Source organism: Aestuariibacter sp. GS-14, assembly GCF_006494365.1.
Lineage (GTDB): Bacteria > Pseudomonadota > Gammaproteobacteria > Enterobacterales > Alteromonadaceae > Alteromonas > Alteromonas mangrovi.
The window spans coordinates 243,830-257,677 of sequence record NZ_VHIP01000003.1; the positions used below are offsets into that span (position 1 = coordinate 243,830).

Sequence of the window (13,848 nt, forward strand, 5' to 3'; positions counted from 1 at the left end):
TTGTCGCGGGGGCAGGTGATGCATTGCCCAATTATTGTTTTAAATGCTTTCCATACGGAAGGAACACTGCACGATCCTGCCGATCCACAAATGATCCGGACGATCAGGTAAACAAATGTTCAACTGAACTGAAGCTGGACTAAGAGCGGATAACCACAAGATAGTGAGGTTTTGGCTTTAATGCAACCCAATATCTGGTGCTTAATTCGCCGATCAAACACAACTCATTATCAGGTTAGTATTGACTAACTGTTTATCGTTTACCTTGGCAATATTTGTATAAATGCAAGCATTTTTGTTTTTTTTTGATCGCCTTAAAATATTTTTCTCTAGAAATGGCGCTCTTATAAAAAACCGCTATATAGTGCTATGGGGTATTTCATAGCACTATATATTGTGTTAGGCGATAGGCTTTTCACAATGAATGATATAGTTTACATCTATGTTTTTATTTGATAACAGGAACTGCTGATTAAATAGATCGTAGTGAATACCTGTTGTGGATCGCGGGATCAAGCCGGCCTGATCGGCTATCTTCATTAGTTCTGAAGGTTTCATAAAGCGCTGATACTGGTGTGTTCCTTTGGGCACCCACTGCAACACATATTCAGCCGCAACAATTCCAAGCAGGTACGACTTGATATTGCGGTTAAGGGTAGAGAAAAAGACGTGGCCACCAGGTTTTACCAACTGGGTACATGCCTGAACAACTGAGGCCGGGTCTGGTACGTGTTCCAGCATCTCCATACAGGTTACAACGTCAAAACTCCCAGCGTGTTCAGCGGCAAACGCTTCTGCACTGACGCAGTGATAATCCACACTAATACCCGACTCCAGACCGTGCAGCCGGGCAATTTCCAGCGAAGCTTCAGCCATGTCTAAACCTGTTACCGTTGCACCCCGTGCAGCCAGAGACTCTGCCAGAATGCCTCCGCCACAACCGACATCCAGGATATGTTTGCCAAACAAACCATCACATTCTGCTTCTATATAAGAGAGACGGAGCGGATTAATCGTGTGTAACGGCTTAAATTCACCTTCGGGATCCCACCATCGTTCTGCAATGTCAGAGAATTTATCGATTTCAGTCTGGTCAACGTTTTGAGTAACCGGCATGCGTTTGTTTAGTCCATATAAATAACCTATGTTGGTTTGCACATTACCTTATATTCAAGGTTGCTTCACGGCTAAATTTCAATGCTGCCTTGTAATTGCACAAAAAATGTTCGCTCGAGGCGTTTTGCTGCGATCCATGCCATTAATCACTACATAAATGCTGTTTTGGGTGGTAGACTCGTTGGTTAATCAAGAGACCCCAAATGCGTGCCGGAAGGGAAATATGGCGCAAGGGCGCCGCATTACCGTCCAGCCACGAGAAACTTATAATAAGGGACCAAGCAGTTTATGACTGATAACGCCAAAGAAATTCTCCCGATTAACATTGAGGAAGAGCTCAAAACATCGTATCTAGACTATGCGATGAGCGTTATAGTTGGGCGAGCGCTGCCTGACGTAAGAGATGGTTTAAAACCAGTACACCGCCGTGTGCTGTTTGCCATGAACGAACTCAAGAACGATTTTAACAAGCCTTATAAAAAATCCGCTCGTGTAGTAGGTGACGTTATAGGTAAGTACCACCCGCATGGTGATTCTGCTGTTTACGACACAATCGTTCGTATGGCGCAGCCTTTCTCGTTGAGATACATGCTGGTAGACGGCCAGGGTAACTTCGGTTCGGTAGACGGTGACTCCGCTGCTGCAATGCGTTATACCGAAGTGCGCATGGCCAAAATTGCCCATGAATTGCTGGCCGATCTTGAAAAAGAAACCGTGGATTTTGTACCTAACTACGATGGTACAGAACAAATACCTGCCGTATTGCCTACCAAAGTACCCAACCTGTTGGTTAATGGTTCGTCGGGTATCGCGGTTGGTATGGCCACTAACATTCCGCCGCATAACCTCACTGAAGTTATCAATGGCTGTATTGCGTTAATTGAAGACCCAACTCTGGGTATTGAACAGTTAATGGAATACATTCCAGGCCCGGATTTCCCCACTGCTGCAATGATCAGTGGTCGTAAAGGGATAGACGATGCCTATCGCACCGGTCGCGGTAAAATTTACATGCGTGCCCGTGCTGAAATCGAAACCGAAAGTAACGGTAAAGAAACCATTATCGTTCACGAAATTCCTTACCAGGTAAATAAAGCGCGATTAATCGAAAAGATCGCCGAGCTGGTAAAAGAAAAGCGTATCGAAGGCGTTTCTGCATTGCGCGATGAGTCTGATAAAGACGGGATGCGTATTGTCATTGAAGTAAAGCGCAACGAATCTGCGGAAGTGTTACTTAACCATCTTTATACCAATACTCAGTTACAAACAGTTTTCGGTATTAATATGGTGGCGCTGGACAACGGTCAGCCCAAGGTTTTCAACTTAAAGCAAATACTGGAAGCCTTTATTCTTCATCGCCGTGAAGTGGTAACACGTCGTACGGTATTTGAATTACGCAAGGCCAGAGAGCGTGCACACATCCTTGAAGGATTAGCCATTGCACTGGCTAATATCGATCCGATAATTGACCTTATTAAAGCGTCGTCCAGCCCGGCAGATGCGAAGAAAGGACTGATTTCACAAGGCTGGGAATTGGGCGACGTAGCCGAAATGCTGCAACGCGCCGGAAACGATGCGGCCCGTCCGGACTGGTTAGCACCGGAATTCGGTATTCGCGATGGTCAGTACTATCTTACTGAACAACAAGCCCAGGCAATTCTTGATTTACGTTTACACAAACTTACTGGGCTTGAACACGAAAAGATCCTGGACGAATATAAACAGCTGCTGGAACTGATTGCAGAATTACTGCACATTCTGGGTAGCCCAGAGCGTTTGATGGAAGTCATTCGTGAAGAGCTTGAGAAGATCCGTGAAGAATTTGGCGATCAGCGCCGCACCGAAATCACTGCGGCCAGCCATGACATCGACATCGAAGATCTGATTGAGCAGGAAGACGTGGTAGTTACCTTGTCTCACGAAGGTTATGTGAAGTACCAGAAGCTAACTGAATACGAAGCGCAGCGTCGCGGTGGTAAAGGCAAATCTGCAACTAAGATGAAAGACGAAGATTTCATTGAAAAACTACTGGTTGCCAACACCCACGATCATATACTGTGCTTCTCAACACGAGGCCGTTTGTATTGGTTGAAAGTGTATCAGTTACCGCTGGCCAGCCGTAATGCCCGTGGTCGACCCATAGTGAATATTCTGCCGTTGGAAGATAATGAGCGTATTACTGCTATTCTGCCAATTAAAGAATTTGAAGAAGACAAGTTTGTTTTGATGGCAACGGCCAATGGTTTAGTGAAGAAAACCAGCCTGACCCAGTATTCACGCCCGCGTAGTAACGGTATTATTGCGGTAAACCTGAATGATGGTGATGAACTGATTGGTGTGGCGATCACACACGGTGATGACGACATCATGTTGTTCTCTGATGAAGGTAAAGTGGTTCGTTTCAACGAAAAACTGCGTGATTCAGAAACGGGTGAAGTGAAACTTGATCCGGAAACCGGTGAAGAGCTGTATGCATTACGTCCTATGGGACGCACCGCTACTGGCGTTCGCGGCATCAAGCTTCAGGAAGGCCAGAAAGTGGTATCACTGATTGTACCTAATGGTGATGGCGCCATCCTGACTGCCACTGAAAATGGTTACGGCAAGCGCACACCGCTTGCTGATTATCCTGCGAAGAGCCGTGCGACACAGGGCGTAGTGTCAATAAAAGTGTCTGAACGTAACGGCAAGGTTGTTGGTGCAGTTCAGGTGCAGGAAAACGACGAAATTATGTTGATTAGCGATGCAGGTACACTGGTGCGTACCCGCGTGAGCGAAGTATCAACGGTAGGTCGGAATACACAGGGCGTAAGACTGATTCGCACCGCTGATGACGAACATGTAGTGGCGTTACAGCGCATTGATGAAGTTGAGGAAGTTCTGCCAGAGCTTGACGAAAATGGTGAAGCACTGGAGACCACAAACACCGCAACAGACGGTGATAATAATGAGCCTGCGACAGACGAATAAATCCTGATTTAACAGGAATATAAATGGTGAACAAGCGGCTGTGTGCCGCTTGTTTTTTAGCCGTCAGGGATGTATGTATTTCACAGTAAGTGTTTAATCACCCAGGTAAAATACCAAACGTCCATAACAGTGTTTAAGAAAGCTCATGAAACAAGTATTTAATTTCAGTGCCGGTCCAGCCATGCTGCCAGCAGCGGTAATGACCAAAGCACAACAAGAATTCACTAACTGGCGTGACAGCGGTTGCTCAGTCATGGAAGTCAGTCACCGCGGTGCTGATTTTATTGAAATCGCTGCTCAGGCTGAGCAGGATCTTCGCGACTTGCTTAGTGTGCCAGACAACTACAAAGTACTGTTTTTACAGGGTGGTGGGCGAGGTCAGTTTGCCGCAGTACCGTTGAACCTGTCGTCCAGTAACGATACTTCACTGCATCTTGTCAGTGGCTCATGGTCTCGTGGTGCCGTGGAAGAAGCGGAAAAGTACAACCAGGCCAAAGTCATTGGTGAAGTGGTTGAGCACAACGGTTTTCAAACCGTGCCTAAACCTGCGTTGGCAGATATCGACCAATCAGCAGCGTATTTGCATTTCTGCCCCAACGAAACGGTTGATGGTATTGCATTTGACTGGTTGCCAGACGCAGGCAAGGTGCCGCTGGTAGCCGATATGTCATCAAACATCCTGTCTAAGCCAATTGATGTAAGCAAATACGGTGTAATTTATGCCGGTGCTCAGAAGAATATTGGCCCGTCTGGTTTGTCGCTGGTCATTGTTCGTGATGATCTGATTGGTAAGGCTCGTCAGAGTACGCCATCGATTTTTGATTATGCGTTAATGGCAAACAGTGACTCCATGTACAACACGCCGCCTACATTTTCATGGTACCTGGCTGGTCTGGTGTTCCAGTGGTTAAAAGAGCAGGGTGGTGTTGAAGCTATGGCCAGTGTCAATCAGCATAAAGCTGACTTACTGTATACCGCTATTGATGATTCGTCGTTCTATCGCAACAACGTTCATCCGGATAACCGTTCAATTATGAATGTGCCTTTCCATCTGGCCGACCCTGCGCTGGATAAAGTGTTTCTTGAAAAGTCTAAGGAAGCAGGTTTGATGGCACTGAAAGGTCACCGCTCAGTAGGTGGAATGCGAGCCAGTATTTACAATGCAATGCCGGTTGAAGGCGTAGAAGCGTTGGTGAAGTTTATGCGTGAGTTCGAGGAGCATTACGCATGACAGTAGCGCAATTAACGTTATCGCCTGTAACCGCCGTAAACGGTGAAGTGAATGTACCTGGCTCAAAAAGTTTATCTAATCGGGCTCTACTGTTAGCAGCATTGGCAAAGGGAACGACTACCCTGACTAATTTGCTCGACAGCGACGACATTCGGCATATGTTAAATGCACTGACTCAGCTTGGTGTAAGTTATTCTTTAAGTGAGTGCAAAACAGAGTGCACTGTGCAGGGGCTGGGTGGCGCGTTTAACCATGAAGCACCGTTAGAACTGTTTTTGGGTAACGCAGGTACTGCCATGCGTCCTCTATGTGCCGCACTGGCCGCATCTACTGTGAACGTTACACTTACCGGTGAGCCTCGCATGGAAGAGCGCCCGATTGGCGATTTAGTTGATGCACTGGTAGAGGCTGGCGCGGATATTTCTTACCTGAAGAACCCGGGATATCCGCCGTTACACATTGCAGGAAAAACGCTGCAGGGTGGCAAATTATCGGTAGATGGCAGTGTATCCAGTCAATTCTTAACGGCTCTCTTAATGGCAGCGCCTTTATTTAAGGAAGACACGACTATTAGTATTAAGGGTGATTTAGTGTCTAAGCCTTATATAGACATTACCCTGGATACAATGGCTAAGTTTGGCGTACAGGTTGACAATCACAATTATCAGCACTTTACCATTAATGCCGGTCAGCAATACATTGCGCCTGAGCGTTTTTTGGTTGAAGGTGACGCGTCATCTGCTTCGTATTTTTTAGCAGCAGGGGCGATTAAAGGTGGCACAGTAAAAGTAACCGGTATTGGCAAACAAAGCATTCAGGGCGATATCCGTTTTGCGGACGTGCTCGAAGCAATGGGTGCTAAAGTGGAATGGTTCGACGATTGTGTGGTTATCCACGGCGCGACGTTACATGGCGTTGACATGGACATGAATCACATACCGGATGCCGCCATGACAATCGCGGTTGCAGCATTGTTTGCCGAGGGCGATACCTGTATTCGCAACATTTATAACTGGCGGGTAAAAGAAACCGACCGGCTAAATGCCATGGCAACAGAGTTGCGCAAATTGGGCGTGGATGTAGAAGAAGGACACGATTATATTCGCGTTACACCTGCTCCTGCATTGCAGCATGCTGAAATCGATACCTATAACGACCACCGCATTGCTATGTGTTTTTCGCTGGTGAGTTTAAGTGATACGCCGGTAACCATTAATGATCCGGGCTGTACTGCCAAAACATTTCCTGATTATTTCACGCGATTTGCCACAATCTGTCATCGTTAAGTCAGATTTCTTTTTTATCATGCTCACTGGCTGTAGCGCAGTGAGCATGAATTTCCTCTCATGGCAATATCCTGCACTTTCTCAGTAAGAATATGACAATGAAAATCAAACAGGTCGGAGCATTATTGACTTGTATCATTGCCAATTCGACTGACACGCGTATAATTGCGGCCGATTTCGACAATCCATTAACAAAAATTTAAATAACTGGAGCAGGTATGCATCCAACACCCGTAGTAACGGTAGATGGCCCGAGTGGTGCCGGGAAAGGGACCTTAAGCGCTTTATTGGCAGAAAAATTGAATTGGCATTTGCTCGACAGCGGTGCGATTTACCGGGTTTTGGCGGTTGCCGCCATGCATCACGATCTACCTATTGACGACGAAGCCGCCATAGTGCCATTGGCTTCCGGTCTTGACGTGAGTTTTGAGACAGAAAATAACCAACGCCGTGTGGTATTGGAAGGCGAAGACGTAACGGATGATATCCGTACGGAAGAAGTAGGCGCTGTGGCTTCTCAGATTGCTTCGCTGGCCAGAGTTCGCGAAGCACTGTTGAGACGACAGCGTGCTTTTCAGCAAGCACCAGGGCTCATTGCTGACGGCCGTGACATGGGAACGGTGGTGTTCCCGGACGCAGTAGTAAAACTATTCCTTACTGCCAGCGCGGAAGCGCGCGCAGAGCGCCGCTATACGCAGTTGAAAGATAAGGGGATGGATGTTAATATTGCGCGCCTTTTAACCGATATCAAGGCCAGAGACGAGCGTGATTCACAGCGTTCTGTTGCTCCCCTGGTACCGGCTGAAGATGCAATAATTATTGATTCAACAGATTTGGATATTAACCAGGTCTTTGATAGTGCTATGGAAATCATCAATTCCAGACTCTGAGTCCGGAGGCGTGTTTCACCATCGCAACAGTTATTACAGGACGTAATAACTTTGATTAATAACCCCACGGTATCGGGAATGTAGCGTGGATGTCAACTGAATATATTTACTTAATTATATGATTGAAAATTTTGCACAACTTTTTGAAGAGAGCTTACAAGAACTGGAAACTCGTCCTGGTTCAATTGTAAAAGGTACTGTTGTATCAATTGATAAAGACATCGTTCTGGTAGACGCAGGCCTCAAATCAGAAAGTGCCATCCCAGTTGAACAATTTAAAAATGCTGACGGCGAATTAGAAATCGCTATCGGTGACGAAGTTGATGTTGCGTTAGACGCAGTTGAAGACGGCTTCGGTGAAACTATCCTGTCTCGTGAAAAAGCGAAGCGTCACGAAGCGTGGGTTGAACTGGAAAAAGCTTACGAAGACAAAGTTACTATCAAAGGCATCATTAACGGTAAAGTTAAAGGCGGTTTCACTGTTGAAGTTAACAGTGTACGCGCGTTCCTGCCTGGTTCACTGGTTGACGTACGTCCAGTACGTGACACCACTCACCTGGAAGGCAAAGAGCTTGAGTTTAAAGTAATCAAGCTGGACGCTAAGCGTAACAACGTAGTTGTTTCTCGTCGTGCCGTTATCGAAGCAGAAAGCAGCGCAGAGCGCGAATCACTGTTGTCGAACCTGGAAGAAGGTCATGAAGTTAAAGGTATCGTTAAGAACCTGACTGACTACGGTGCGTTCGTTGATTTAGGCGGTGTAGACGGCCTGCTGCACATCACTGACATGGCTTGGAAACGCGTTAAGCACCCAAGCGAAATTGTAAATGTTGGTGACGAAATCAATGTTAAAGTATTGAAGTTCGACAAAGACAAGCAACGTGTATCTCTGGGCATGAAGCAAATGGGTAACGACCCATGGCAAGAAATTGCACAACGCTACCCAGAAGGCACTCGCATCACTGGTCAGGTAACTAACCTGACTGACTACGGTTGTTTCGTAGAGATCGAAGACGGTGTTGAAGGTCTGGTTCACGTGTCTGAAATGGATTGGACTAACAAGAACATCCACCCATCTAAGGTTGTTAACCTGGGCGACACAGTAACTGTTATGGTTCTGGAAATCGACGAAGAGCGTCGTCGTATTTCTCTGGGTCTGAAGCAGTGCATCGATAACCCATGGGAAACTTTCGCTAAGTCACACGAAAAAGGTGACAAAGTGTCTGGTAAGATCAAGTCAATCACAGACTTCGGTATCTTTATCGGCCTGGATGGCGGCATCGATGGTTTGGTTCACCTGTCTGACATTTCTTGGAACAAGACTGGCGAAGAAGCCGTTCGCGACTTCAAGAAAGGCGACGAAATCTCTGCAGTTGTGTTGCAAGTCGACCCAGAGCGTGAGCGTATTTCTTTAGGCGTTAAGCAAATCGAAGAAGATCCTTTCAACAAGTATCTGACAGATACTAAGAAAGGTGCTATCGTTGTTGGTACAGTTACCGCAGTTGATGCGAAAGGTGTTACTGTTAACCTGGCAGAAGAAGTGGAAGGCTACATTCGTGTTGCAGACTTGTCTCGTGACCGCGTAGAAGACGCTTCTGAAGAAGTGAACGTTGGCGACTCTATCGAAGCTAAGTTCATCGGTGTTGACCGTAAGAACCGTATCGTTAACCTGTCTGTTAAAGCAAAAGACCAGGCTGACGAGAAAGAAGCTATCGATAAAGTAAATCAGCAGGAAGAAGCTGGTTTTGCTAACGCAATGGCTGAAGCCTTTAAAGCGGCAAAAGGCGAGTAATCTCCTTTTGTAGCATCTGACGCACAGTGTATAAGCGCTGTGCGTTTACTGATGTAGCTGTTTAATATCGACGATGACAAAGAGGTTACCATGACCAAGTCTGAACTAATTGAGCGGCTCGCTGATCAGGCACGCCATATCCCGGCCAAAGATCTTGAATCTGCTATCAAAGAAATGTTGGAACAAATGGCGCAAACTCTGCAAAAGGGTGATCGCATTGAAATCCGCGGATTTGGTAGTTTTTCATTGCATTTCCGGGCACCACGTGTCGGTCGTAATCCTAAGACTGGCGAAACGGTGGAGCTGGACGGTAAATACGTTCCTCACTTCAAGCCTGGTAAAGAGCTACGTGACCGGGTAAACGAGTCAATAGCCTGATTTAAATAAAAAAAGCACTTTTAAAGGTGCTTTTTTTGTATATCAATACTGTAACAGGGTAAGCATTTTGCTATCCTGCATTTATTGTTTCTTGTTGGGAATGCTTTCTTGAAAGGCTTAGTGTTTTTTGTTTGTATCGTCATATTGCTGGTTCTGGCTGTTGCAATTGGTTCACAGAATAACGCAGTAATCTCGGTTAACTATTTAATAGCCAAATCAGAAATAACCATTGCCACTCTCATCGCCGTCGCGGTAGCGGTAGGTGTTGTGGTAGGTGTGTTAGCGGTTTTGAGTAGTTGGCTGGCGTTACGCGTAAAACTGATCAGACTGCAAACTAAGCTCAACCGACTTCAGAAAGAATAATCTTCATGTTAGAGCTGCTATTTTTGCTGCTTCCCGTGGCCGCCGGTTACGGATACATCATGGGGCGGAACAGCGTTAGACAAGCACAACGCAAGCAATCCAGTATACTCTCCAAGCATTACTATCGCGGCTTGAACTTTTTATTGTCTGATCAACCCGACAAAGCGGTTGATACGTTAATCAAAATGATTAACCTGAACAATGATACTGCCGAAACTCACATTGCCATGGGCAATTTTTTTCGTCATCGCGGTGAAATAGACCGTGCCATTCGGGTTCACCAAAATCTGGTGGGACGCGACGAATTACAATCCAGCCAACGAGAAAATGCGCTACGCGAATTAGGCCGGGATTATATGCAGGCTGGCTTTCTGGAGCGCGCTGAAGACACCTTTGCAAAATTATTATCCAGTGATAAGCATTTCGACTTTGCTCAGCAGCAGTTATTTTCGATTTATCAAACAACCAAAGAATGGGAACGGGCAATCGCGCTTGCTGAAAAAATGCTGCAGGACAGTGATACCGTTCGCACTAAACTCGCGCATTTTTACTGTGAGCAGGCTCAGATTGAACTGGATCACCACAATCTGGAATCGGCCTTGTCGTTGCTGCAAAAGGCAGTGAATGCCGACGAAAATGCGACACGGCCATGGCTAATGCTAGGTCAGGTTACCTTCAACGAGGGGCGCTACAATGAGTCAATTGAATACTTGTTACAGGTTGCTCAACGCGAAGAAGACTGGTTTATTGAAGCGATACCGGTTATTCAAAACATTACGGAAAAAACACAGGACTGGGATGCATTTGAAACCTTGCTAAATGAGCACTGGGTGCAATGCGCAACCGCTTATCTGGCAATGGTCACGGTAATGGTGAAACAAAATCGCAACCAGCAGGCGGCAGACTATTTATTTGCACAATTGCAGAAAACGCCTACCATGCGTGGCTTTCATCGGTTAATGCAGTTATACAGCGACAATACAACCGACGAAGATGCCAAAGTAACCTATCAGCATCTGGCTGAACTGGTTGGTAAACAAATTCAACAACGTCCGCGGTATCGCTGTAAGAGCTGCGGATTTTCTGGACGTAAGCTTTATTGGTTATGTCCATCATGTAAAAAGTGGGGGGTTGTACACCCCATTCGTGGATTAGACGGAGAGTAGTAAACAGTGACACAAGATCCTCGCGTCATCGTAGCGCTGGACTTCGACAATGTCGAACAAGCCAACCAACTGGTCGATCAATTAACCCCTTCTGCCTGTAAGCTTAAAGTAGGCAAGGAGATGTTTACTTTGTTTGGGCCTGAATTTGTAAAATCCCTAATCACAAAAGGTTTTGACGTCTTTTTGGATCTTAAATTTCACGATATACCCAATACTGTGGCTAAAGCGTGTAAAGCAGCAGCGGAAATGGGAGTGTGGATGGTGAATGTGCATGCAAGTGGCGGCGCAGAGATGATGCGTAAGGCCAAGCTAGCTATTGAGAGTTCATCTCACCCAGAGACCAAACTCATCGCGGTTACCGTGTTAACCAGTATGGATCAGGCGCAGTTAAACGATGTAGTACCCCAGGTAACGCCCGCTGAACAAGTTGCAAAATTAGCAGCGCTTACAGCCGAAGCGGGATTAGACGGGGTAGTGTGTTCGGCCCAGGAAGCCGTGCTGCTCAGACAAACGCTTCCCGAGACATTTCTACTGGTGACGCCAGGTATTCGACCCGCAGGTGCGGATGTGGGCGACCAAAAGCGCGTTATGACGCCGGTAGATGCAATAGAGGCTGGCGTGAGCTATCTGGTAATGGGCAGACCTATTACTCAGGCTAATGACCCATTAGCAACACTTACCGCAGTTAACAATACAATTGCTTAATATTTGCGTCGATTAATTGTGCTCTGTACTTCAACGTTAGGTATAAACATGGCAAGTGAATAAAAAAGGGGCCAATTAACATTGGCCCCTTTTTGTATCTGCTACCAGCACTAAGTGATTATCTTAATGCATCCAAAGCTGGGGTATAAGTGATCCCCAGTTTGTCGCCAAGGGCTTCAACAACCGCTTGATAAGTTACTTTGCCTTCGTGAACATTTAAGCCATTCAACAAGTGAATGTCTTCTAACATTGCGCGTTTAGGGCCTTTGTTTGCCAATGCCAGACCAAATGGCAGCGTAGCATTGTTCAGCGCCATAGTTGACGTTCTGGCTACGCCACCTGGCATGTTGGCTACACAGTAATGCACCACGTCATCAATGATGTACACAGGATCCTGGTGCGTTGTTGCTTTTGAGGTTTCAAAACAGCCGCCCTGATCAATGGCTACGTCAACCAGTACTGAACCAGGTTTCATATTCTTGATATGTTCACGGTTTAGCAGTTTAGGTGCTGCGGCGCCAGGGATAAGTACTGCACCAATTACCAAATCCGCATTGGCAGAATAGTGTTCAATGGCATCAACGGTAGAGTACACCGTTTTTACCTGGCCGTTAAAAATGTCGTCCAACTGACGTAAACGCGGTAGCGAGCGGTCCAGAATGGTGACATCTGCACCCAGGCCCAGTGCCATTTTGGCTGCCTGCGTACCGACAACACCACCACCAATGATCAGTACTTTACCCGGTGCTACACCAGGTACACCACCTAATAAGGTGCCGCTGCCGCCATGCGCTTTTTCAAGATAATGCGCGCCTGCCTGAACTGACATACGGCCAGCGACTTCGCTCATTGGTGCCAATAGTGGCAAACCGCCATTGCGATCAGTTACGGTTTCGTAGGCGATACAAGTTGCGCCTGATGCAATTAACAACTGAGTTTGTTCTGGATCAGGAGCAAGGTGTAAGTAGGTATACAGCGTCTGGCCTTTGCGTAATTGTTTACACTCAGAAGGCTGTGGCTCTTTTACTTTAATGATCATTTCTGCTTCCGCAAAAATTTGCTCAGCAGAGTTTACAATGGTTGCGCCTGCGTTTTGATACAGTTCATCTGTAAAACCAATTGCAGTGCCAGCATTGGTTTCAACCATTACCTGATGACCATGTGCAACGAACTCTTTTACAGCGGCTGGTGTTAAGCCAACGCGATACTCGTGATTTTTAATTTCTTTTGGTACGCCAACTAACATGCTTTTCCCCGTCTCAAATTGGGTTGTTCAATAAAGATGCTGAGTATAGCGAATGATTTAGAAATATATCTGCTGTAATTTATAAAGTTGCAGTGTTATATTTTGGCTAAATCCCATATCGCAAAATTAAATATGCTGGTAAAAACGCCGAAACATCTCGATCGTATTGATAGAAATATACTTTCTGTACTGCAAAAAGATGGCCGAATATCCAATGTGGAATTAGCCAAGCAAGTGGGCTTGAGTCCAAGTCCTTGTTTAGAAAGGGTTAAACGGCTAGAGTCCCAGGGGTATATTCTGGGTTATCATGCGTTACTGAATCCACAGAAGCTGGGTGCAGCAATGCTGGTGTTTGTAGAAATTACATTAACAAAAACATCCGTCGACATCTTTGCCGATTTTTCAGCTGCGGTTCAGCAACATGATGATATACAAGAGTGTCACCTGGTTTCTGGTAATTTTGACTTTCTGTTAAAAGCGCGGGTTGCAGATATGTCGAGTTATCGAAAATTGCTGGGTGATACGTTGCTTAGACTACCTGGTGTCAGTGCGTCGCGCACCTATGTGGTAATGGAAGAAGTTAAGAGTACCAATAGTCTTAGAATTAATACAAAATAGCGTAGTATTGAGAATACGCCTCAGGTGTATATTGGGCGCATACAGTAAATCAGGCGCAGATATTGCTGTAATGATTGCATTGCCAAGTGT

Annotated in this window: 12 protein-coding genes; 10 read left to right on the forward strand and 2 right to left on the reverse strand. The window is 46.1% G+C overall.

Annotated features, from left to right (window positions below; translation table 11 throughout):
• Positions 1–399: 399 nt before the first annotated feature.
• Positions 400–1,116 carry a bifunctional 2-polyprenyl-6-hydroxyphenol methylase/3-demethylubiquinol 3-O-methyltransferase UbiG gene (ubiG, locus tag FJ444_RS07005; RefSeq protein WP_140957270.1) on the reverse strand — a complete coding sequence of 239 codons (717 nt, stop codon included), beginning with the start codon at positions 1,114–1,116 and terminating at the stop codon, positions 400–402.
• 288 nt (positions 1,117–1,404) lie between these two features.
• Between ubiG and gyrA the strand changes: the two genes are divergently transcribed.
• From gyrA to pyrF, 9 genes are all read left to right on the forward strand, one after another.
• Entirely contained in the window at positions 1,405–4,086 is a 2,682-nt protein-coding gene (gyrA, locus tag FJ444_RS07010) for a DNA topoisomerase (ATP-hydrolyzing) subunit A (protein WP_140957271.1), read from the forward strand.
• Positions 4,087–4,231: 145 nt separating this feature from the next.
• Complete coding sequence (serC, locus tag FJ444_RS07015) at positions 4,232–5,317, forward strand: 3-phosphoserine/phosphohydroxythreonine transaminase (RefSeq protein WP_140957273.1); 1,086 nt, start codon at positions 4,232–4,234, stop codon at positions 5,315–5,317.
• Positions 5,314–6,603, forward strand: a complete 1,290-nt coding sequence (gene aroA / locus FJ444_RS07020; RefSeq protein WP_140957275.1) for a 3-phosphoshikimate 1-carboxyvinyltransferase — start codon at positions 5,314–5,316, stop codon at positions 6,601–6,603. Before serC ends, aroA begins: the two co-directional genes overlap by 4 nt.
• A 218-nt stretch (positions 6,604–6,821) precedes the next feature.
• On the forward strand, positions 6,822–7,493 hold the full coding sequence (gene cmk, locus FJ444_RS07025; protein WP_140957277.1) for a (d)CMP kinase: 672 nt from the start codon (positions 6,822–6,824) through the stop codon (positions 7,491–7,493).
• Positions 7,494–7,611: 118 nt separating this feature from the next.
• Positions 7,612–9,282 (forward strand): 30S ribosomal protein S1, encoded by a 1,671-nt coding sequence (rpsA, locus tag FJ444_RS07030; RefSeq protein WP_140957279.1) that lies wholly within the window; start codon positions 7,612–7,614, stop codon positions 9,280–9,282.
• A 90-nt stretch (positions 9,283–9,372) separates the two neighbouring features.
• On the forward strand, positions 9,373–9,660 hold the full coding sequence (gene ihfB, locus FJ444_RS07035) for an integration host factor subunit beta (protein ID WP_140957281.1): 288 nt from the start codon (positions 9,373–9,375) through the stop codon (positions 9,658–9,660).
• Between the two features lie 108 nt (positions 9,661–9,768).
• Entirely contained in the window at positions 9,769–10,023 is a 255-nt protein-coding gene (locus FJ444_RS07040; RefSeq protein WP_140957283.1) for a lipopolysaccharide assembly protein LapA domain-containing protein, read from the forward strand.
• 5 nt (positions 10,024–10,028) lie between these two features.
• Positions 10,029–11,189 (forward strand): lipopolysaccharide assembly protein LapB, encoded by a 1,161-nt coding sequence (gene lapB / locus FJ444_RS07045; protein ID WP_140957285.1) that lies wholly within the window; start codon positions 10,029–10,031, stop codon positions 11,187–11,189.
• Between the two features lie 6 nt (positions 11,190–11,195).
• Positions 11,196–11,894: an orotidine-5'-phosphate decarboxylase gene (gene pyrF / locus FJ444_RS07050; RefSeq protein WP_140957287.1), complete on the forward strand. Its 699-nt coding sequence runs from the start codon at positions 11,196–11,198 to the stop codon at positions 11,892–11,894.
• A gap of 118 nt (positions 11,895–12,012) precedes the next feature.
• Here pyrF and ald read toward each other — a convergent pair whose 3' ends face one another.
• Positions 12,013–13,140, reverse strand: a complete 1,128-nt coding sequence (gene ald / locus FJ444_RS07055) for an alanine dehydrogenase (protein ID WP_140957289.1) — start codon at positions 13,138–13,140, stop codon at positions 12,013–12,015.
• Between the two features lie 132 nt (positions 13,141–13,272).
• Between ald and lrp the strand changes: the two genes are divergently transcribed.
• The gene (gene lrp, locus FJ444_RS07060; protein ID WP_140957587.1) at positions 13,273–13,758 is read left to right on the forward strand and encodes a leucine-responsive transcriptional regulator Lrp; all 486 of its coding nucleotides are present in this window, start codon (positions 13,273–13,275) and stop codon (positions 13,756–13,758) included.
• Positions 13,759–13,848: the final 90 nt, after the last annotated feature.

Bases quoted from the DNA above. Each gene is read 5' to 3' on its own strand.
- lapB (WP_140957285.1), top strand. From the start codon at position 10,029: ATGTTAGAGCTGCTATTTTTGCTGCTTCCCGTGGCCGCCGGTTACGGA.
- ihfB (WP_140957281.1), top strand. From the start codon at position 9,373: ATGACCAAGTCTGAACTAATTGAGCGGCTCGCTGATCAGGCACGCCAT.
- ubiG (WP_140957270.1), bottom strand. From the start codon at position 1,116: ATGCCGGTTACTCAAAACGTTGACCAGACTGAAATCGATAAATTCTCT.
- aroA (WP_140957275.1), top strand. From the start codon at position 5,314: ATGACAGTAGCGCAATTAACGTTATCGCCTGTAACCGCCGTAAACGGT.
- rpsA (WP_140957279.1), top strand. From the start codon at position 7,612: ATGATTGAAAATTTTGCACAACTTTTTGAAGAGAGCTTACAAGAACTG.
- serC (WP_140957273.1), top strand. From the start codon at position 4,232: ATGAAACAAGTATTTAATTTCAGTGCCGGTCCAGCCATGCTGCCAGCA.
- cmk (WP_140957277.1), top strand. From the start codon at position 6,822: ATGCATCCAACACCCGTAGTAACGGTAGATGGCCCGAGTGGTGCCGGG.
- gyrA (WP_140957271.1), top strand. From the start codon at position 1,405: ATGACTGATAACGCCAAAGAAATTCTCCCGATTAACATTGAGGAAGAG.
- lrp (WP_140957587.1), top strand. From the start codon at position 13,273: ATGCTGGTAAAAACGCCGAAACATCTCGATCGTATTGATAGAAATATA.
- ald (WP_140957289.1), bottom strand. From the start codon at position 13,140: ATGTTAGTTGGCGTACCAAAAGAAATTAAAAATCACGAGTATCGCGTT.